The organism is Caenimonas soli, assembly GCF_013155545.1.
GTDB classification, from domain to species: Bacteria; Pseudomonadota; Gammaproteobacteria; order Burkholderiales; family Burkholderiaceae_C; genus Ramlibacter; species Ramlibacter soli.
In genome coordinates this window covers 1-20022 of the sequence record NZ_JABJVV010000022.1, presented here as the reverse complement: position 1 = coordinate 20022, position 20022 = coordinate 1, and the positions used below count along the sequence as shown (strand labels likewise).

The following is a 20022-nucleotide window of genomic DNA, read 5'->3' as shown; positions in this document are numbered from 1 at the left end:
GCCCCAATCACGCCATGGCCAGCCTCAAGACCAGGAGCCGGTGGCCGCCAACACCGGCGAGAGTTCCGCGGCGCTCCAGCGCAGCGGCAGCACGGCGGTCACGCGCAAGGCCGACAGAACCTGCAGCCGCAACAACCTCTGGGCGCCCTGGAACGAAGCCAACTCGGGTCCATCGGTGACGACCTCCCCGCGCGCGGCAAGGTAGAGCAGGTCGCCGCTTGCGAAGTCCATGAACAGCAGGCCGCAACGCGGGTTCACGGCCAGGTTGCCGAGCGTGTTGAAGAAAAAATTGCCGATGAAGTCGGGCACCGTAAGGCGAGAGTCCGCATCGGCGCGAACAAAACCCGGCTTGCCGCCCCGGTGCGATACATCCACCCCGAACGCAGGCGAATCGCTGCGGGCCGCCAGCGGATGGGCCGTGGCGATGAAGAACGTATCGGCGCGCGCCAGCAACGAGCGGGCCGCCTCATCCAGCGCGTCGAGGCGATGGGCGGTGGGCGCACCCGTGCCGGCGACGAACTCCGGCTTGCGCGCCTGGATGTATTTGGGGCAGTTGCCGAAGCTCTGGTCCACCCGGACCGCGAATCCGCCTTCGTCGCGACGAGTGACGCGGCCATTCAAACGATTGCGCCGGCGCGTATGCGGCTCTATGCCGAGCAAGCCGATCGGCGCTCCGGCGCGCAGGGTTTCTGCCAGCGGATCATGCGGAAGGGCCTGGGCGTGCACGAGCAACTGCCGGGGGTCTGGCGAAGCCACGAAACCCGGCGGGCCGGCCAGAACCGACGCCCAGGGCTGGCCCTGCGCATCGACAGTGCCCGCCAGCAGGAAAGGCAGCTGGGCGAAGAACTCACGATGCTGCTCGGGCATGTGGTCGCGAATGACGCGCGGCCCGGCTTCGGCCAGCCGCGCGCGCGAACCCGCGCGCTCTTGCCAGGCAAGTTCTCCCTCGTGGAAGGTTGGTCCCGTCATGGGCGCCAGTTTCTTTGTTATCCGCTTCGGCATAAATGGCCTATCTTGCACATGACTACTCCGGTTTATGGATTAATTGCCGCATGGACAAATTCAAGGCGATGCAGACTTTTGTGCGGATTGCCGACGAGGGCAGCCTCACGGCCGCCGCCCGGGCGCTCGGCTCTTCGCTGCCCGCCGTGGTGCGATCGCTGGCGGCCTATGAGATTTCGCTGGGCGTGCGACTTTTCAATCGGACCACGCGGCGCATCTCGCTGACCGAGGAAGGCCGGCAGCACCTGGAAAATTGCCGCCAGGTGCTGGCCGCGCTGGAAGAGTCGGAGGCGGCGCTCAGCGCTGGCGCGGGCGAACCCGCGGGCCATCTCACGATCACGGCGCCGGTGTTGTTCGGCCAGATGCATGTGGCCCCGGCCGTCACGCGCTTTCTCAAGCAGCACCCGAAGATGCGTTGCAGCGTGGTACTGCTCGACCGCGTCGTCAACCTGCTCGAGGAAGGCATGGACCTGGGCATCCGCATCGGCGCACTGGAAGACTCTTCACTGGTGGCGCAGCCGCTGGGACAGATTCGCCGCGTCGTGGTGGCCAATCCGGCTTACCTGCGCAAGCACGGCGTGCCGCGGCATCCGCGTGAACTGCTCCAGGCCAACTGCATCCGCATGATGGCGGGGCGGCCGACCTGGGGCGACTTCCAGGAGAACGGCCGGGCGTTCCGCTTGTCCGTGAGCGGCAACCTGGATTTCAACCATGTGCTGCCGGCGGTGCAGGCCTGCGCCGATGGCGCCGGCTTCGGCATGTTCTTCTCTTACCAGGTCGCACCCTTCATTGAAGCGAAGCGCCTGAAGATCGTGCTCGACAAATTCGAGCGCCCGCCCCTGCCCATCAGTGTGGTGTACCCGCATGCGCGGCTGCTGCCGGCGCGAACCCGCGTGTTCATCGACTGGATCCGCAACGACATCCGCGCGTTCCGAACTGAGCAGTAACAGCAACAGCAGAGCTGCTTTACAGGCAATTACAAAAAACACAGGTTTTGTGTGCCCGCTTTACCGCCCCTTTGCCACCCGAAAAGTTGCTCAGGCGTTCTACTTGTACAGGGAGAGAACAGCCATGAATACCACGCAATTGCTTCGTTACTTTATGGTCCGCCTGTTACCTGTGCTGGGCCTTTTGAGTGCGCACGCGATTGCGCAAAACGACCCGCCGGGCCGCGTCGGGCGGCTCAACCATACGGAAGGCGCGGTGACTTTTTCGCCCGCCGGCGACAACGAATGGATAGACGCCGAACTCAACCGGCCGCTCACCCGCGGCGACCGGCTGTGGACGGACAAGGGCTCGCGCGCCGAGATCCAGATCGGCTCTTCCGCCGTACGAATGGATGGGCACACCCAGGTTGAGATCCTTGCGCTCGACGATCAGTCGGCGCAGCTGAGCGTGACGCAAGGCACGGTCTATGTCCGCGTCCGCAGCTTGCCCGAGGGCGAGAACTTCGAGATCGACACGCCCAACCTTGCCTATCGCGCGGCCTACCCCGGCGACTACCGCATCGATGTCGATGCGGGGCGCGGCAGCACGCGCGTCACGATTCATTCGGGCACCGGTGCCGTCTACGGCGAAGGGGGCCAGGCACTGCCCCTGGGTGGCGGCCAGCAGATCACTTTCCGCGGACGTGGGCTCGCGCAGCTGGCTGCGCAGGAGTCGCCGCCGCAAGACAACTTCGACCGCTGGGCCGCAGAACGCAACCGGCGCGAAGACCAGTCCGTATCGGCCCGGTATGTGCCGCGCGAAGTGGTCGGCTACCAGCAGCTCGATGCCCACGGCCAATGGTCGCAGGACGCGACCCACGGCCCCGTCTGGCATCCACAGGGAACACCGGCGAACTGGGCACCGTACCGCCATGGCCGCTGGGAGTGGATAGGGCCCTGGGGCTGGACCTGGATCGACGATGCGCCGTGGGGCTTCGCGCCCTTCCACTACGGCCGTTGGGCAATGGTTGGCTCGCGCTGGGCCTGGGTGCCGGGCCGCATCGGGCTGCGCCCCGTGTACGCGCCGGCGCTGGTGGCTTTCATCGGCGGCGGCAGCGGCGGTGTGAACTGGAGCATTTCGATAGGTTCCGGCCGGCCCGGGGTGGCGTGGTTCCCGCTGGGACCGGGCGAATCCTGGCAGCCCGGCTACCGGGCGAGTCCGGTCTACATCAGCAACATCAACCGCAACATGTCGTTGGCCAATGCGAGCTATGCGCACCAGCGCCGGCCCGAGGCCTTGACCGCGATCTCGGCGGAAGACTTCCATCGCGGCCGGCCGGTGCGCGGCAGCTTGCTGCGTGTGGCGGCCAACGTGTTGACCAGCGCGCAGATCGTGCCGCCGCCGCCCATGCCCGAACGCAGCGGCATCATCGGGCGCGACCGCACGGCGGTCGCACGGGCGGCGCCACCGCAGGCGGAGATCCGTCAAGTCACGGCCAGCGGCGCGCCGGCGCCGCAACAGGCCGAGGCACAGCGCCTGCTCGCGGAGCAGGCAAAGGCAGCGCAGCAAGCCAAGGCGGCCGAACAGGCGAAGGCCGAGCAGGCCAAGCTGGCGCAGCAGGCCAAGGCCGCGGAGCAAGCGAAAGCCGTGGAGCAAACCAAGGCAGCCGAACAGGCGAAAGCTGTGGAACAAGCGAAGGCTGCGGAGCAAGCTAAATTGGCGCAGCAGGCCAAACTTGCCGAGCAGGCGAAGGCGGCGCAGCAGCAGGAACGTTTGGCACAACAAGCCCGGGCGGCGGAGCAAGCGCGGTTGGCGCAGGCGGCCGCTGCCGCCAAGCTCGCGCAACAGCCCAAGGCCGCACCGGCGCCCCGGGTGGCGCAGCAGGCCAAGCCGGCGCAACCTGCCAAGCTGGCCGAACAGGCCAAGCTCGCCGAACAATCCAAGCGGGCCGAGCAGGCCAAGCGCGAACAGGTCGCCAAGCGTGCCGACGCGAGCAAGCGCGAACAGCTGGCCAAGCTGGAACTGGCGAAGCTGGAGCAGGCCAAGCGCGAGCAAGCGGCGAAACGTGAACAGCTGGCCAAGCGCGAACGCGAGCAGGCCGTTGCCAAGCGCGCCGAACAGTCCCGCAAGGAGGCGCTGGCCAAACGCGAGGAACAGGGCCGGCGCCAGGCCCACGCCCAGCAAGTGGAACTGGCGCGCCGCGCCGCCGAGCGCGACGCCCAGGCCTTGCGCGAGCAACGGGCCGAGCGCGAAGAGCAGGCCCGCCGCGTGGCATTGGAGCGCGAGCAGACGCAGCGCGAAGCCTGGCAGCGCCAGCAGCAGGCCATCAGCGAGCAGTGGCGCCGCGACCATCAGGCCTGGGAAGAACAGCAACGCGAGCGCACGCGCCAACGCCCCGATCTGCGCAATGACCGGCGCCCGCCGCCCCAGCCCGAGGTGTGGCAGCGCGGCATCCCGATACTGAACCCCGGCCGGACCAGTTGAAAGGCCCGGGCCCAGGAGACCGTCATGAAGTCCTGCCTTGTGCCGTTTCGCGGTTTTCTGTCACGCCTGCTGCCCGTTATGGCACTGGGCCTTGCCGGCGCCGCGGTCATCGCACAGCCGGCCCCGCCGGCAAGGCTGGCGGGTCTGACGCACATCGAAGGATCGGTGGCCTTTGCGCCGGCCGGCGCCACGGAATGGTCCGATGCGTCGGCCCGGCGCCCCCTCGCCCGCGGCGACCGCCTGTGGACCGACAAGGGAGGCCGGGCGGAAGTGCAGATGGGACCGGCCGCACTTCACTTGGACAGCGAGACCTTTGTCGAGGTCGTTGCGCTGGAGCGCAACGTGCTGCAGGCCAGCTTGAACGAGGGCACGGTCAACGCACGGGTGCGGCAGCGCGAAGGCGGTGAGGTGTTCGAGATCACCACGCCGCAGCTGGCATTCAGGGCGGCGCAGCCGGGCGACTACCGTATCGACGTCGACCCGACGCAGGGAACCACGCGAGTCGTCGTCCGCAGCGGCACGGCAATGCTCTATGGCGCCGCAAGCGGCACAATGCAGCTACAGGCGGGCCAGCAAATGGCGTTCGGCGGGCGCGACCTGAAAGTCGCAGGCCATCGGGTTGGGCGCGATAGCGGCTTCGACCAGTGGGCGGCCGACCGCAATCGTATCGAGGATCAATCGATGGCGGCGCGCCATGCGCCGCAAGCGGCGATGGGCCACCAGTCAGGCACAAGCCGCGCCATGCCGAACTGGGTGCCCAATCAGCACGGGCATTGGGAATGGATAGCGCCTTGGGGTTGGACTTGGGTACAGCCTCGGATGACGGCACCTCCGGCGGTGATAGTGCAACCGCACTATCCGCCACCGGGCTGGCGCTTCAATTGACGGATTCGGGGAAAGAACGAACGACAGGAGAGGATTTTTCTTCTTCGGGCGGCAGATAGACCGTGGTGCGGTCGATCTTGGCGTCATAGGCTGCCAGTTCGGCGCTGGCACTGCGGATCACGGCCCGGTCCAACGGATGGCATTGGCGCTGACTCAATCTGCTCAGGGCTTCGGACCGGTCGATCATCTGGCGCACGCCCGCAGGGTCCATCATCAGTGCAAAGGGATTGCCGGCCGTTGTTGCTGTTCTCATTCGCTCAACTCCTGGTAGTTGCAGGTTCACGTTTTGGATGGATCGACTGTGGCCGATGGGTGCGGTTTGTAACGTCAGGTGGCTTCGTTACACCTTGTAGGACGGTTTCTCACGCGCAAAAGGGGGTCTGGGCTGCGGGGTTTGCACGTTGCACAATAGGCTTCATGCCCTATTTGCCGCCCTTCATCGCTCCCAGCCGCCACAGCGACCCGCACACGGCGCTGGCCCAGGTCCGCGCCATCTACTCGCAGCAGATCGACCACCTGCGCGATGCAATGCAGCGATTTGTCGCAGGTGAGGCGCTGCCAGGGCATGTGCGCGCCTGCTACCCCTTCGTGCGCATCCACACGGACACGGTGGTGCGCCAGAACGCGCTGGAGAACTCGGGCTTGAGCTATGGCTTCGTGGCCAGCGCCGGCCGCTTCGAAACCACGCTCACCCGGCCCGACCTGTATGGCAATTACTACCTGGAGCAGTTCCGCCTGCTGCGGCAAAATCACGGCGTCGAACTGGAAGTGGGCACAAGCACACAACCGATCCCGGTGCATTTCTCGTTTGCCGAGAATGAGCACATAGAAGGCACACTCAGCCCGGAGCGGCGCATGCTGATGCGCGACGCCTTCGACCTGCCGGACCTGGGCGCGATGGACGACGGCATTGCCAACGGCACCTGGGAGCAACGCCCCGGCGAGCCGCAGCCCCTGGCCCTGTTCACCGCGGCGCGCGTGGACTACTCGCTGCACCGGCTGCGCCACTACACGGGCACGGCGCCCGACTGGTTCCAGAACTTCGTGCTGTTCACCAATTACCAGTTCTACATCGATGAATTCGTGCGCCTGGGGCACGAGGAAATGGCCAACCCCAAGAGCGACTACACCGCTTTCGTGGAACCTGGCAATGTGGTGACGCGCCGCGCGGGACTGGCCGCCGAAGCGGGCGACAGCCTGGGCGCGGTGCCGCCGCGGCTGCCGCAGATGCCGGCCTACCACCTGATGCGTCCCAACCACGGTGGCATCACCATGGTCAACATCGGCGTGGGCCCGGCCAATGCCAAGACCATCACCGACCACATCGCGGTGTTGCGGCCGCACGCCTGGATGATGCTGGGCCACTGCGCCGGCCTGCGCAACAGCCAGCAGCTGGGCGACTACGTGCTGGCCCATGCCTACGTGCGCGAGGACCACGTGCTGGACGAGGAACTGCCCCTATGGGTGCCGATCCCCGCCCTGGCCGAAATCCAGCTTGCGCTTGAAAAGGCGGTGGCCGACGTCACGCAATGCAAGGGCGCCGACCTGAAGCGCATCATGCGCACCGGGACAGTGGCCAGCACCGACAACCGCAACTGGGAGCTTTTGCCAGGCAACCAGCCGCAGCGCCGATTCAGCCAGAGCCGGGCGGTGGCGCTGGACATGGAAAGCGCCACCATCGCGGCCAACGGCTTTCGCTTCCGGGTTCCCTACGGCACCTTGCTGTGCGTGAGCGACAAGCCCCTGCACGGCGAGATCAAGCTGCCCGGCATGGCCAACCAGTTCTACCGCGAACGCGTCGACCAGCATTTGCGCATCGGCATGCGTGCCATCGAGATCCTGCGCGCGGAGGGCAGCCAGCGCCTGCACAGCCGCAAGCTGCGCAGCTTCGACGAAGTGGCGTTTCAGTAGGTCGCGGACGACAGGACCGTCGCCATCGGCTCGCCCAGCCGCACCGGCCGGGTCGGCGCCCAGTCGGCCATGAAGGTGACGACGTTCTTGGGGAACAGCATGACCACCGTGGAGCCGAGCAGGAACCGGCCCATCTCCGCCCCCTTGGCCAGCACGATGTTCTCGTCGTCGTAGCGCCACTCCCGAATGGTCCGCGTGCGCGGCGGATTCACCACCCCGTGCCAGACGGTGGCGACGCTGCCGACGATGGTCGCGCCGACCAGCACGTTGACGAAAGGCCCGTAGGGGGTGTCGAACACGCAGACCACCCGTTCGTTGCGCGCGAACAGGCTCGGCACATGGCGTGCCGTCAGCGGATTCACCGAAAACAGGTCGCCCGGCACGTAGATCATGCGGCGCAGGCGGCCCTCGCAGGGCATGTGGATGCGGTGATAGTCCTTGGGCGCGAGGTACAGGGTGGCGAAATGCCCGTGGTCGAACCGGTGCGCCAGGGACTGGTCACCGCCGACCAGGGCGCGCGTCGAATAGCTGTGGCCCTTGGCCTGGAAGATCTGGTCATGCTCGATCGGCCCGAACTGGCTGATCGCGGCGTCGACAGGGCAAATGAACGGCGAGTCGGCCATCGGGCGAACGCCTTCGCGCAGCGCCCGGGTGAAGAACTCGTTGAAGGTTGCGTAGCTCTCGACGCTGGGATCGGCGGCCTCAGCCATGTTGACCCGGTACTTCTTGATGAAATTTCGGATGATGGCGTGGGTGATCGGACCGCCGCGCATGTTTGCCACCTGCCCGGCAAAGACGGTAAGAAGCCGCTTGGGCAAGAGGTATTGCGGCGCTACCGCGAGACGTTGGGGCACTGGGCGGCTTTCGAAAGGCGAAAACAAAAATTCTAGCGGCTGGGACACAATAGCTGGCCCCCATGAGTGAACTTCTCTTCCAGGCCAGCCATCTTTCCAAGCGCTACGGGCAAAGCACGGTGGTCAGCGACCTGTCGTTCGACATCGCCCGCGGCGAGTGCCTGGGGGTGATCGGCCCGAACGGCGCGGGCAAGACCACCACCGTCCGCATGTGCCTGGGACTCACCGTCCCGGACGGCGGGGAAATCGCCGCACTCGGTCTTTCCATGCCGCGCGATGCGCTGGCGATCAAGGCCCAGCTGGGTGTGGTGAGCCAGTTCGACACGCTGGACCCGGATTTCAGCTGCGCCGAGAACCTGCTGGTCTATGGCCGCTATTTCGGCATGAAGGATAAGCAGATCCGCGAGCGCATCCCCAAGCTGCTGGAGTTCGCCGCGCTGTCGCACAAGGCCGATTCGAAACCGGGCGAACTGTCCGGCGGGATGCGCCGGCGCCTCAGCCTGGCGCGGGCCCTGGTCAACGACCCGCGGCTGCTGCTGCTGGACGAGCCGACCACCGGACTGGACCCGCAGGCGCGCCACCTGATGTGGGAGCGTTTGCAACTGCTGTTGCAGCAAGGCAAGTCGATCCTGCTTACCACGCACTTCATGGACGAAGCGGAGCGGCTTTGTTCGCGCCTGCTGGTCCTGGACCATGGCAGGAAGATCGCGGAAGGCCGGCCGCGCGACCTGATCGCGCAGCACCTGGAACCCGACGTGGTCGAGGCCTATGGCAACGGGGCGCTGGCGCTGGCCGCGTCGCCGCTGAAATCGCTGGCTGCGCGCGTCGAGGTCAGCGGCGAGACCGTGTTTTTCTACACGCAGGGGGCCAAGCGGCTGCTCGATGCGCTGGCGGCCCATCCCACGCTGCGCACCCTGCACCGGCCCGCCAACCTGGAGGACCTGTTCCTCAAGCTGACGGGCCGGCAAATACGCGAGGAAGGCTAGCGATGAACCAAAGCATCTGGAGAGTGCCGGACCTGTCGCTGCGTTGGTGGCCGGTGTTCCTGCGCAACCTGCTGGTGTGGCGCAAGCTGGCGATACCCAGCCTGCTGGGCAACATCGCCGAGCCGCTGATGTGGCTGGTGGCCTTCGGCTACGGCATGGGCGCGCTCGTCGGGCAGGTGCAGATGGGCGGCACCCAGGTGCCGTACATCTTGTTCCTGGCCAGCGGTTCGATCTGCATGAGCGCGATGAATGCGGCCTCCTTCGAGGCGCTGTACTCGGCGTTCTCGCGGATGCACGTGCAGAAGACCTGGGACGGCATCATGAACGCGCCGGTCAGCCTGGACAACGTGGTGATGGCCGAGATGCTGTGGGCCGCCTTCAAGTCGCTATTCACCGTCACGGCCATCCTGTGCGTCATGCTGGCCCTGGGCATCAGCCACAGCCCAAAGCTGCTGGCCGCGTGGGCGGTGCTGCTGTGCGTGGGCATCACCTTCTCGTGCATCGCGCTGATCTTCAATGCGCTGGCCACGGGCTACGACTTCTTCACCTACTACTTCACGCTGTTCCTCACGCCCATGATGTTCCTGTCGGGCATCTTCTTTCCCCGGGAGCAATTGCCGGGAGCCGTGAGGATCGTGTCGGACTGGTTGCCGCTGACCAACGCGGTGGAACTGGTGCGCCCGATGTTCATGGACCAGTGGCCCGCCGATGCCCTGCGCAGCGCCCTGGTGCTCACGGGCTATACGGTGGGCGGGTTCTGGATCGCGCTGGCGCTGACGCGAAGGCGGTTTTGGAAGTAGCAGGCCGGTGAGTCCATCCCTTCGTGCAAAATTGAGTTGCACGCAATTCAATTTGACGCTATACTTCGGCCATGGCGCAAAAAATCGACCCAAACCAGGCTCTGCTGCTGGACAACCAGTTGTGCTTCGCCCTGTACTCGGCGTCGCTGGCCATGACCAAGCTGTACAAGCCGTTGCTCGATGAGCTGGGCCTGACCTATCCGCAATACCTTACGCTGCTGGTGCTATGGGAGCGCGACGGCCTGACGGTCTCCGAGCTGGGCGAACGCCTGTCGCTGGACTCCGGCACGCTGACCCCCTTGCTCAAGCGGCTGGAGGCAGCCGGCCTGATCGCCCGCATCCGCGCCGTCGAGGACGAGCGGCGCGTGCACATCACCCTGACCGCCGCCGGGCGCAAGCTCAAGAGCCGCGCCCAGAAAATCCCCGGCTGCATCCTGGCCGCCAGCCAGTGTTCGATACCCGAGCTGGTGCAACTGACGCGCCAGATCCAGGGGCTGCGCCAGCGCCTGGCCGGCTGACCCTCACCCCCTCTTTCAACCCGCTTCAAACGAAGTCTTTCAACCCCAAAGGAACCACCATGACCCAACTCGAAAAAGTGCTGTACACCGCCAAAGCCCACACCACCGGTGGCCGCGACGGCGTCTCCCGCACCGACGATGGCCGCCTGGACATCAAGTTGTCGCCCCCCGGCACCCCCGGCACCGGCACCAACCCCGAGCAGCTGTTCGCGGCCGGTTATTCCGCCTGCTTCATCGGTGCCATGAAGGCGGTTGCGGGCAAGATGAAGGTCGCCCTGCCGGCCGACGTGGCGGTGGACGCCGAAGTCGACCTGGGACCGGTCGGCCAGTCCTACGGCATCGCTGCCCGCCTGAACGTGAGCCTGCCGGGCATGGAGCGCGCCGCCGCCCAGGCCCTGGTGGACACCGCCCACAAGGTGTGCCCGTACTCCAACGCCACCCGCGGCAACATCAACGTCGCGATCAACCTGGTGTAAGGCCTGCTGTCACCGATGCGGCCTGCCTGTCTTGAACAGGCAGGCCGTTTGGTTTAGGGTGCCCCCATGAGCACGACCACCCTCCTAGTGCGCCAGGACCAGCTGGGCACCACGCGCATCGAAACCCGCGAGGACGCCCCGCTGGCCGACGGCCAGATCCGTGTGCGCGTCGATTCCTTCGCGCTGACCTCCAATAACATCACCTACGCGGCCTTCGGCGAGGCGATGAACTACTGGCAGTTCTATCCCACCGGCGAGCAGGGCTGGGGGATCGTGCCGGTGTGGGGCTTCGCCACCGTGGTGCAGTCGCTGCATCCGGGCGTGGCGGTGGGCGAAAAACTCTACGGCTACTGGCCGATGTCCAATCAAGCCGTGCTGCAACCCGATCGCGTCACGGCTTCGGGTTTCAGCGATGCGGCGCCGCATCGCGCCCAGCTGCACGCCTTGTACAACCAGTACCTGCGGTGCAGCGCCGACCCGTTCCATACACCGGGCAGCGAAGACGCCCAGGCGATATTGCGGCCGCTCTTCATCACCTCCTGGCTGATCGACGACTTCCTGGCGGACAACGACTTCTTCGGCGCCCGCACCGTGCTGCTGTCCAGCGCGTCGAGCAAGACCGCCTACGGCACGGCTTTCCAGCTCATCCAGCGGCCGGGCATCGAGGTGGTGGGCCTGACTTCGCCGGACAATCGCGCATTCTGCGAGAGCCTGGGCTGCTACAGCCGCGTGCTGAGCTACGACCAGCTCGACCAACTGCCTGCCGATACCGCGTGCGTCTATACCGATTTCGCCGGCAACGCGCAGCTGCGGCGCAGCATCCACAGCCGCTTTGCCAACCTCAAGTACAGCTGCTCGATTGGCGGCACCCACGTGGACCAGCTGGGCGGCGCCAAGGATTTGCCGGGGCCGCGTCCGACCCTGTTCTTCGCACCGGCTCAAGCGAAGAAGCGCCAAGCCGACTGGGGTCCCGCAGAACTGGGGAAACGGCTGGTGCAGGCCTGGCGCGCGTTCAGCGCCAAAGCCAGCAACGACAGTGCGCCCTGGCTCCAGGTACAGCGTCACCAGGGTCCGGAAGCGGCGCAGGCGGTGTATGCGCAGGTACTGGCGGGCCGGGGTGATCCGCGCCAAGGGCACATCCTGTCATTGAGCTAGGGCGACAATGAGGGATGTCATCCCATCCCTATGAACAGCTCACGCCCGACGTGGTGCTGGACGCAATGGCCAGCGTCGGCCTGTACGGCGACGGCCGGCTGCTGGCGCTGAGCTCGTACGAGAACCGCGTCTACCAGATCCACCTCGAAGAAGCCCACGAGGGACTGGACGCCGTGGTGGCCAAGTTCTACCGCCCCGGCCGATGGAACACGGCGCAGATCCTGGAGGAACACGCTTTCGCGGCCGAACTGATGGCCGCCGAGGTGCCCGCCGTCGGCCCGCTGGTCCTGAACGGCAAGACCTTGCATTCGTTCGGCGGGTTCGAATTCAGCGTAAGCCCGCGCCGGGGTGGCCGTGCACCCGAACTGGACGACGCCGAAGTGCTGGAATGGATCGGACGCTTTCTTGCGCGCATCCACATGACGGGCAAGGCCCGGCCGTTTGTCAGCAGGCCCGCGCTCGATATGCAGACCTTCGGCCTGGAGCCGCGCACGTGGTTGCTGGAGCACCAGATGATTCCGCTCGATGTCCAGTCTGCCTGGGAAAGACAGTGCGACGAGGCCTTGCGCATGATCGCCGACACTGCGTTGGGCGAACGGCGGGACAGCGGCATCTCGATGATCCGCCTGCACGGCGATTGCCATCCCGGCAACATCCTGTGGGTGCCCGACCAGGGCCCGCATTTCGTGGACCTGGACGACGCGCGCACCGGGCCCGCGGTGCAGGACTTCTGGATGCTGCTGTCGGGCGATCGCGGCCAGCGCCAGAAGCAGCTGGGCCCGCTGGTGGACGGCTACGAGATGTTCCGAGAGTTCAACCGCGAAGAGCTGGCCCTGATCGAGCCGCTGCGCACGCTGAGGCTGATCCACTACAGCGCATGGCTGGCACGGCGCTGGGCCGACCCGATCTTCCCGATCAATTTCCCCTGGTTCGGCTCCAGCGACTACTGGCAGGGCCAGGTGCAGATGCTGGAAGAACAGATCGAGGCCATGGCCGAGCCACCGCTGGTGGTGTGACGCGCGGGTCAGCGCTCGCGCCCGGCGCGGCGCAATACCTGGCTGATCGGCTCGATCAGGTATTGCAGGGGCGTTCGCTCCTCACCGAGGATGTACACCTCGGCCGGCATGCCCGCCAGCAGCTTCAGGTCTCCCGCCGCGGCCAGCGACACGGGATCTGCTTCAACCAGGACGGAGTAGTACGGGACATTGTTTGCACGGTCGACCAGCCGGTCCGCCGAAATGTAGACCACCTTGCCATGGACGAGTTGTGTCGTGCGGTACTTGAAAGCGGTGAACCGGATGTCCGCGGGCTGGCCGCGTTGGATCCGGTTGATGTCTTCGGTGCGAATGCGCGCCTCCGTCAGCAACCGGGAGTCGACCGGCACGATGTCGGCAATGGTTTCGCGAGGTGGAATGACCGAACCGGGCGTTGAATATTTCAGGTCGATGACCTCGCCGGTAGCTGGCGCCAGGATCACCTGGCGCGCCGACGCATCGACCGACTTGCGGCGCTCCTGCTCGATCTCGGAGAGCCGCGCAGCCGTGACCTTGAGCTGGTCGCTGGCCTGCTGGCGGTAGTCGCTTTCCAGCGAACGTATCCGCAGGTCCGCATCGACCATCCGCTGCTGTGCCCGCGCCAGTTCCGAACGGCGCTCCCCGATCTTCACGCCGTAGTCGGCCACGGTGCCTTCCAGCTGGGCGATGCGGGTGGCCGAGATGAAGCCGTCCTTGAGCAGCCGGCGGTTGGTTTCGAGTTCGGTTTTCTGGAATGCGGCGGATTCGACTGCCTGCGCAATCTGCGCCCGCAGCGCCACGATCTCTTCCGCCACTTTTTCGCGCTGAACCTGCAGCAGCCGCACCTGTCCCTGCAACGCATCGCGCCGCGCGCCGAACAAGGCCCGCTCCTTGTCCATCTGCCCTGCCAGGCGCGGGTCGTTCTTCGCTCCCTCGACAAGCTCTGGCGGAAATACGATCGCGCGTGCCAGGGTTTGCTCGGCGTCGAGCCGCGCCAGGCTGGCCCCCTCGGAGCGGACACGGTAGTCGAGCCGATTCCTGTCGGCATCGACGGACACGTCTCCCAGAATCAGCAACGGCTCTCCCTGGCGCACCCGCTGGCCGTCGCGCACCAGCACCTCGCGCACCGTGCCACCTTCGGCATGCTGCACCGGCCGTCGATTCAGGTCCACCTTGACGTACGCCTGCGCCACCACCGCAGACGACAGCGGCGCGAACGACAGCCAGGCCAGCACCGGCAACAAGCCGCACAAGAGCACCGCCATGCCCCAACGGGTCAGCCGGACGGCTTCGGCCAGATGCGGTGCCACCGGATCGTTTGCCGCCACAGCGCCGACGAAGTTGTTCATGATGCTGCTGCCTCGCGCGGCGCCCGCGGTATCGCCACCAATTGCCCGCCGACCGCCTTTTGGGCCGACCGCTGCATCGCTTGCCTGACCTCGGCCGCGCTGCCGTACTCCTGCACACGGCCGGCTTCCAGCACCAGCATCTTGTCCATGTGCTGTACCAACGTGTTGCGGTGGGTGACGACGATGACCGTTACGTGCCCCTTGAGAGATTTCAGCGCCTCGCCCAGCGCCAGCTCGCCGGCCCCGTCGAGGTTGGAATTGGGCTCATCGAGCACAAGCAACTTGGGATCGCCATATAGCGCCCGGGCCAGCGCGATCCGCTGGCGCTGCCCAGGCGAGAGCATGGTCCCCATGGCATCGACGGGCGTGTCGTAGCCGCCCGGCAGCGCAAGGATCAACTCGTGCACGCCGGCCCGCCGGGCCGCCCGCACCACCATCTCCGAATCCACCACGCCCAGACGCGCTATGTTCTCCGCGACCGTACCCGCGAACAACTCCACATCTTGCGGCACATAACCGAGCCAGGGGCCAAGCTGCGCCCGCGGCCATTGCGCCACATCCACGTGATCCAGCCGCACGACGCCGGCCGTAGGCTTCCACAGGCCGGTGAGCAGGCGCAGCAGTGTGGACTTGCCGGCGCCGCTGGCGCCAACGATGGCCAACGACTCGCCGGGCTCGAGACTGAGCGATACCCCGGCCAGGATCAACCGCTCACTCTGCGGCGCCCGGTACACCAAGCCCTGTGCCTGCAGCCTGCCGCTCGGCGGCGGCAGGGTCATCCGTTCGGGCTCGCGCGCGGCCATGTCGAGCAGCTCGGACAGCCGTGAGAAAGCGGCGCGCCCTTCGGCCAGCACTCGCCAGCCGCCCACCACCTGCTCCACCGGAGCCAGGGCGCGCCCGAGCAGGATCGTGGCGGCGACGAGGATGCCGGGCGTGCCATCACCGCTGATGACCAGGTAGGCGCCGAGCGCCTGCATCGCCACCTGAACCGCCTGGCGGGTGGCACGCGTCAGGGCGGCCATCGCCACGGACTTGCGCGCGGTCGGGCCCTGCAGCGCGGTGACCCTGGCGTTGAGATCCCGCCAGCGTCCCAACAGCGCCTCGCCCATGCCCAGGGATTGCACCACCTCGGCGTTCTGCATCGAGGATTCGAGATAGCGCGTGGCCACCGCCGCCTCCTTCTGCAGCGCTTCGATCTCTCGGCGCGTGATGCGGTCGTTCACCAGCGCCAGGACGAGCATCAGCAACGACGCGGCGGCCGCCGCTATCCCCAACAAAGGGTGCGCTAGCCAGATCACGGCCACGTAGATGATTGCCCAGGGCATGTCGAACAGCGCCAGCAGGCCCTGGGCGGAAAACAGGTTGCGCAGCGCCGCGACGTCCCGTAGGCCCTCAGACGGCACGCGCTCGGTCCGACGCGCGGAACTGGCCAGCATGACCTTGGCCACGATCGGCGAAAGCTGCTCCGCGATCAGGTTGCCGACGACCCCCTGCAGGCGACTTCGCAGATAGTCCAGCAGCAACATCAGGCCGAGCGCCACCGCCATGCCGAGCAGCAGCACCAGCAACGTCGCCTGGCTCTGGCTGGTCAGCACGCGGTCGAAGACCTGCAGCATGAACAGCGCCGGCGCCAACAGCAAGAGGTTCACGAAGAAGGAGAAGCCCGCAACATGGAGCAGCGGGCGCTTGAGGAGTTGGAGCAATGCGATCATGAAAAAGCCCGAAGATTCGCGAGAGCTCAGGGGATGACGACGAAATCGGTGTTGTCGACCGTCCCCGTCACGTCCGGCAGGTACAAGATTGCAAAGAGAACCCTGGCACCGCCACCGTTGCCATCAGCGTCGTAATACAGATTTCCGGTACTGGTGTCATACAGAATGAAGTCGTTGGCGTCACCGGCCACACCGCCCGCATTGGCAGCGAAATTCGCGGCTGCAAGCGGCGCCCCACCAGCCGGGGGAGTCGCGAAGGCGGCGAATATCGACTCGTCCAGGTGGATCTTGTCCGTTCCATCGGCCTGAAGGTCCGCAATTCGATCGACGTTGGTTGAAGCATTGAGTGTCGTATCGAAGACGAAGGTGTCGTTACCCCCGCCACCGACGAGCAAGTCATTGCCTGTGCCGCCATCTAGAGTGTCATTGCCCGCGTTGCCGAAAAGCAAGTCGTTCTGGTTCTGGCCGTTCAGTGTCTCCCCGGTAAGCGACGACGTTCCGGCGATCATGTCCTCCTGGTTGGTTCCGTCCAGCGGACTGCTCGCGTCGATGCTGAGACGGTAGCCGGTGGTGTTCAGTTGATAACCGTAGGCGGTGCCGCCATTGGTGAACTGGATTGTCGACAGGGAGTTCGCCGCGACGTACTGGTCATACACGGTGATCTGGGAAGCATTGACGCTGACAATCAGATCGTCCCCGACGCGCTCGAAATTCAAGGAAGCGATGCTGGTGCTGTTGAGTGGGCTGCTGGTGATGATCTGGATTTCTTCGCCGTTTCCACCCATGTCACGGATCGCGTCTCGGCCGAAACCTCCGGCTGCCGTTGCATCGAACTGGTAGACCTCGTTGTTGCTGGAACTCCCCACGAAAATCTCGTTGGCTGTGGTTCCAACGAACGTCGCCGACGCCTGCCGGGCGATCGACACGTCGCCGGCAGCGCTGGTGTTCGTGCCGTCGGATACCGTGTACTTGAACGACCCGCCCGCCGGCGTGTTGTCGGTGTAGGTCACGTTTCCGGTCGACAGGCTGACAGTGTCGGAAGGCGCGGCGGGGTTGGACACGCTGGCAATGCTGAGCAGCGACGGACCGCTATCGGCATCGGTGTCGTTCGCCAGCAGTGCTTTGCCCGGGATGACGTACGAGGTTCCGAGCGCCACGTTGGTGACGACCGTATCGGCCACCGCCACCGGCGCGTCGTTGACCGGGTTCACCGTGAAGTTGAAGGTGCTCTGCGTGGGCGTCGAAGCGTCCTCGTTGCCGTCTTCCACCGACACCTTGAACGAGGCCGTCAGCGTCTCGCTGCCGTCGTGCAGGAACGTCACGTCGCCAGCCGCCAGTTGCGTTCCGGTGAACGAGGTGGCCGCAACGCCGCCGACCTTCAACGTGCCGTTGATCTGGTCGGTGACCGTGAAGGTCACACCCGCCGCGTTGTCGTCCGGATCGGTGTAGTTCAGATCCGTCGTGGTGATCGTGTAGCTCGCGCCCTCGTCCACCGTCGCCGCCAGGTCGCCCGTCAGCACCGGCGCGTCGTTGACCGGGTTCACCGTGAAGTTGAAGGTGCTCTGCGTGGGCGTCGAAGCGTCCTCGTTGCCGTCTTCCACCGACACCTTGAACGAGGCCGCCAGCGTCTCGCTGCCGTCGTGCAGGAACGTCACGTCGCCAGCGGCCAGCTGCGTGCCGGTGAACGAGGTGGCCGCAACGCCGCCCACCTTCACCGTGCCGTTGACCTGGTCGGTGACCGTGAAGGTCACCCCCGCCGCGTTGTCGTCCGGATCGGTGTAGTTCAGATCCGTCGTGGTGATCGTGTAGCTCGCGCCCTCGTCCACCGTCGCCGCCAGGTCGCCCGTCAGCACCGGCGCGTCGTTGACCGGGTTCACCGTGAAGTTGAAGGTGCTCTGCGTGGGCGTCGAAGCGTCCTCGTTGCCGTCTTCCACCGACACCTTGAACGAGGCCGTCAGCGTCTCGCTGCCGTCGTGCAGGAACGTCACGTCGCCAGCCACCAGTTGCGTTCCGGTGAACGAGGTGGCCGCAACGCCGCCGACCTTCAACGTGCCGTTGATCTGGTCGGTGACCGTGAAGGTCACACCCGCCGCGTTGTCGTCCGGATCGGTGTAGTTCAGATCCGTCGTGGTGATCGTGTTGCTCGCTCCCTCATTAACCGTCGCCGCCAGATCGCCCGCCAGCACCGGCGCATCGTTGACCGCCGTCACGCTCACCTGCACCTGCACCGGCGTGGCCGACTCCAGCCCGCCGTTGTCTTTTGCCACCACCGTGAACGCATTGAGCGTGCCGTTGGCATTGGCCGCACCGGTCCAGTACGCTTTTTGCGTCGCATCGACCGTGTCGTTGCTGCCCGCCGCCCACGCCGTCGCCGTCCCCGCGCTGGTGCCGATCAGCAGCGTGCCGCTGCTCACGGCCTTGACCACGAACGCGGTCACCGTGCCATCGACGTCCGCTTCGTCACCCTGCGCCGCGATCTCGGCAAACGTGACCTCCACCTGCGTGTCTTCATTCACGGTGTCCACCGGTGCGGCCATCGTGGTGAGCGTCGGCGCGTCGTTGACCGCCGTCACATTGATGGTCGAGGTGCCTGCCGCGCTCGTGGTAGCGCCTGCGCCGTCCGAGTTGGCGTCGGTCACCTTCCACTCAATGGTGCGGCTGGCGCTGACGGCGGTCGGGTCGTCCGAAGTGCTGTGGTAGGTCACTGACTCCAAGGCCGCCTCGTAGGCCGCCGTGGTGGCCAGGCCTGTGAGCGTGAGTACGCCAGTGCTCGCGTTGTAGCTGCCGGTGATGGAGGCAGTGTTGGTGAAGCCCAGCACGTCGCCGGCGGTGAAGCCGGCGCTGATCGTCACCGTGGCCGAGACCATCTGCGTGTCGTCCGCGTCGGCCAGGGTGATCGTGCCGTCGATCACGCTGGCCGCAGCGTTTTCTGTATACGCCAGCGTGCCGCCCAGGTCCGTCAGCACCGGCGCGTCGTTGACCGCCGTCACATTGATGGTTGAAGTGCCCGCCGCGCTCGTGGCAGCGCCCGCGCCGTCCGAGTTGGCATCGGTCACGGTCCATTGAATGGTGCGGCTGGCGCTGACGGCGGTCGGATCGTCCGAGGTGCTGTGGTAGGTCACCGACTCCAGAGCCGCCTCGTAGGTCGCCTTGCTGGCCACACCGCTGAGCGTGAGCACGCCAGTGCTCGCGTTGTAGCTAGCGGTGATGCCCGTGCCGGTCAGGTCGCCCGTGCCCAGCACGTCGCCGGCGGTGAAGCCGGCACTGATTGTCACCGTGGCCGAAGCCATTTGCGTGTCGTCGACATCAGTCAGCGTGATCGCGCTGTCGATCGCTGCCGCCGCGCCATTCTCCGTGTACGCCAGCGTGCCGCCCAGTCCCGCGAGCACCGGCGCGTCGTTGACCGCCGTCACATTGATGGTCGAGGTGCCTGCCGCGCTCGTGGCAGCGCCCGCGCCGTCCGAGTTGGCATCGGTCACGGTCCATTGAATGGTGCGGCTGGCGCTGACGGCTGTCGGGTCCTCCGACGTGCTGTGGTAGGTCACCGACTCCAGAGCCGCCTCGTAGGTCGCCTTGCTGGCCACACCGCTGAGCGTGAGCACGCCGGTGCTCGCGTTGTAGCTAGCGGTGATGCCCGTGCCGGTCAGGTCGCCCGTGCCCAGCACGTCGCCGGCGGTGAAGCCGGCACTGATTGTCACCGTGGCCGAAGCCATTTGCGTGTCGTCGACATCAGTCAGCGTGATCGCGCTGTCGATCGCTGCCGCCGCGCCATTCTCCGTGTACGCCAGCGTGCCGCCCAGGTCCGTCAGCACCGGCGCGTCGTTGACCGCCGTCACATTGATGGTTGAAGTGCCCGCCGCGCTCGTGGCAGCGCCCGCGCCGTCCGAGTTGGCATCGGTCACAGTCCATTGAATGGTGCGGCTGGCGCTGACAGCCGTCGGATCGTCCGA

General features: G+C 66.2%; 16 protein-coding genes. 10 read left to right on the top strand and 6 right to left on the bottom strand.

The window, feature by feature from the left end; all coding sequences use genetic code 11:
- Positions 1 to 24: 24 nt before the first annotated feature.
- Positions 25 to 969, bottom strand: coding sequence for a pyridoxamine 5'-phosphate oxidase family protein (locus HNE04_RS24970; RefSeq protein ID WP_172225682.1), 945 nt, complete (start codon positions 967 to 969; stop codon positions 25 to 27).
- Positions 970 to 1052: 83 nt separating this feature from the next.
- On the opposite strand from HNE04_RS24970, the gene HNE04_RS24965 reads away from it, so the two are divergent.
- From HNE04_RS24965 to HNE04_RS24955, 3 genes are all read left to right on the top strand, one after another.
- Positions 1053 to 1949, top strand: a complete 897-nt coding sequence (locus tag HNE04_RS24965) for a LysR family transcriptional regulator (protein ID WP_172225679.1) — start codon at positions 1053 to 1055, stop codon at positions 1947 to 1949.
- 124 nt (positions 1950 to 2073) lie between these two features.
- Positions 2074 to 4413, top strand: a complete 2340-nt coding sequence (locus tag HNE04_RS24960; RefSeq protein ID WP_172225676.1) for a FecR family protein — start codon at positions 2074 to 2076, stop codon at positions 4411 to 4413.
- 24 nt (positions 4414 to 4437) lie between these two features.
- Positions 4438 to 5298, top strand: coding sequence for a FecR domain-containing protein (locus HNE04_RS24955; RefSeq protein WP_172225673.1), 861 nt, complete (start codon positions 4438 to 4440; stop codon positions 5296 to 5298).
- Here the strand turns inward: HNE04_RS24955 and HNE04_RS24950 are convergent.
- Positions 5291 to 5551, bottom strand: a complete 261-nt coding sequence (locus HNE04_RS24950; RefSeq protein WP_172225670.1) for a hypothetical protein — start codon at positions 5549 to 5551, stop codon at positions 5291 to 5293. The two genes, HNE04_RS24955 and HNE04_RS24950, sit on opposite strands and share 8 nt — an antisense overlap.
- A gap of 164 nt (positions 5552 to 5715) precedes the next feature.
- On the opposite strand from HNE04_RS24950, the gene HNE04_RS24945 reads away from it, so the two are divergent.
- Positions 5716 to 7209: an AMP nucleosidase gene (locus HNE04_RS24945; RefSeq protein WP_172225667.1), complete on the top strand. Its 1494-nt coding sequence runs from the start codon at positions 5716 to 5718 to the stop codon at positions 7207 to 7209.
- Here the strand turns inward: HNE04_RS24945 and asd are convergent.
- Positions 7203 to 8063 (bottom strand): archaetidylserine decarboxylase, encoded by an 861-nt coding sequence (gene asd / locus HNE04_RS24940; RefSeq protein WP_172225664.1) that lies wholly within the window; start codon positions 8061 to 8063, stop codon positions 7203 to 7205. The genes HNE04_RS24945 and asd overlap by 7 nt on opposite strands.
- A gap of 62 nt (positions 8064 to 8125) precedes the next feature.
- On the opposite strand from asd, the gene HNE04_RS24935 reads away from it, so the two are divergent.
- The 6 genes from HNE04_RS24935 to HNE04_RS24910 all read left to right on the top strand — a co-directional run bounded on the left by HNE04_RS24935 (position 8126) and on the right by HNE04_RS24910 (position 13014).
- Positions 8126 to 9049, top strand: a complete 924-nt coding sequence (locus HNE04_RS24935; protein ID WP_172225661.1) for an ATP-binding cassette domain-containing protein — start codon at positions 8126 to 8128, stop codon at positions 9047 to 9049.
- Positions 9050 to 9051: 2 nt separating this feature from the next.
- The gene (locus HNE04_RS24930) at positions 9052 to 9849 is read left to right on the top strand and encodes an ABC transporter permease (protein ID WP_172225658.1); all 798 of its coding nucleotides are present in this window, start codon (positions 9052 to 9054) and stop codon (positions 9847 to 9849) included.
- Between the two features lie 71 nt (positions 9850 to 9920).
- A complete protein-coding gene (locus HNE04_RS24925; protein ID WP_172225655.1) occupies positions 9921 to 10367 on the top strand; it encodes a MarR family winged helix-turn-helix transcriptional regulator in 447 nt (148 codons plus the stop codon).
- Positions 10368 to 10426: 59 nt separating this feature from the next.
- Complete coding sequence (locus HNE04_RS24920; RefSeq protein WP_172225652.1) at positions 10427 to 10843, top strand: organic hydroperoxide resistance protein; 417 nt, start codon at positions 10427 to 10429, stop codon at positions 10841 to 10843.
- A gap of 66 nt (positions 10844 to 10909) precedes the next feature.
- Positions 10910 to 11998: a DUF2855 family protein gene (locus HNE04_RS24915; protein ID WP_172225650.1), complete on the top strand. Its 1089-nt coding sequence runs from the start codon at positions 10910 to 10912 to the stop codon at positions 11996 to 11998.
- A gap of 14 nt (positions 11999 to 12012) precedes the next feature.
- Positions 12013 to 13014 carry a serine/threonine protein kinase gene (locus HNE04_RS24910; protein WP_172225647.1) on the top strand — a complete coding sequence of 334 codons (1002 nt, stop codon included), beginning with the start codon at positions 12013 to 12015 and terminating at the stop codon, positions 13012 to 13014.
- 8 nt (positions 13015 to 13022) lie between these two features.
- Here the strand turns inward: HNE04_RS24910 and HNE04_RS24905 are convergent, their stop codons facing one another.
- From HNE04_RS24905 to HNE04_RS24895, 3 genes are all read right to left on the bottom strand, one after another.
- Positions 13023 to 14360: an HlyD family type I secretion periplasmic adaptor subunit gene (locus tag HNE04_RS24905; RefSeq protein ID WP_172225645.1), complete on the bottom strand. Its 1338-nt coding sequence runs from the start codon at positions 14358 to 14360 to the stop codon at positions 13023 to 13025.
- Complete coding sequence (locus tag HNE04_RS24900; RefSeq protein ID WP_172225643.1) at positions 14357 to 16072, bottom strand: type I secretion system permease/ATPase; 1716 nt, start codon at positions 16070 to 16072, stop codon at positions 14357 to 14359. Before HNE04_RS24900 ends, HNE04_RS24905 begins: the two co-directional genes overlap by 4 nt.
- 26 nt (positions 16073 to 16098) lie before the next feature.
- Positions 16099 to 20022 (bottom strand): beta strand repeat-containing protein (locus HNE04_RS24895; protein ID WP_172225641.1); only part of this gene is annotated, 3924 nt, incomplete at its 5' end.

Bases quoted from the DNA above. Each gene is read 5' to 3' on its own strand.
- HNE04_RS24960 (WP_172225676.1), top strand. From the start codon at position 2,074: ATGAATACCACGCAATTGCTTCGTTACTTTATGGTCCGCCTGTTACCT.
- HNE04_RS24930 (WP_172225658.1), top strand. From the start codon at position 9,052: ATGAACCAAAGCATCTGGAGAGTGCCGGACCTGTCGCTGCGTTGGTGG.
- HNE04_RS24950 (WP_172225670.1), bottom strand. From the start codon at position 5,551: ATGAGAACAGCAACAACGGCCGGCAATCCCTTTGCACTGATGATGGAC.
- HNE04_RS24915 (WP_172225650.1), top strand. From the start codon at position 10,910: ATGAGCACGACCACCCTCCTAGTGCGCCAGGACCAGCTGGGCACCACG.
- HNE04_RS24945 (WP_172225667.1), top strand. From the start codon at position 5,716: ATGCCCTATTTGCCGCCCTTCATCGCTCCCAGCCGCCACAGCGACCCG.
- HNE04_RS24970 (WP_172225682.1), bottom strand. From the start codon at position 969: ATGACGGGACCAACCTTCCACGAGGGAGAACTTGCCTGGCAAGAGCGC.
- HNE04_RS24900 (WP_172225643.1), bottom strand. From the start codon at position 16,072: ATGATCGCATTGCTCCAACTCCTCAAGCGCCCGCTGCTCCATGTTGCG.
- HNE04_RS24935 (WP_172225661.1), top strand. From the start codon at position 8,126: ATGAGTGAACTTCTCTTCCAGGCCAGCCATCTTTCCAAGCGCTACGGG.
- HNE04_RS24965 (WP_172225679.1), top strand. From the start codon at position 1,053: ATGGACAAATTCAAGGCGATGCAGACTTTTGTGCGGATTGCCGACGAG.
- HNE04_RS24925 (WP_172225655.1), top strand. From the start codon at position 9,921: ATGGCGCAAAAAATCGACCCAAACCAGGCTCTGCTGCTGGACAACCAG.
- HNE04_RS24955 (WP_172225673.1), top strand. From the start codon at position 4,438: ATGAAGTCCTGCCTTGTGCCGTTTCGCGGTTTTCTGTCACGCCTGCTG.
- HNE04_RS24920 (WP_172225652.1), top strand. From the start codon at position 10,427: ATGACCCAACTCGAAAAAGTGCTGTACACCGCCAAAGCCCACACCACC.
- HNE04_RS24910 (WP_172225647.1), top strand. From the start codon at position 12,013: ATGTCATCCCATCCCTATGAACAGCTCACGCCCGACGTGGTGCTGGAC.
- HNE04_RS24905 (WP_172225645.1), bottom strand. From the start codon at position 14,360: ATGAACAACTTCGTCGGCGCTGTGGCGGCAAACGATCCGGTGGCACCG.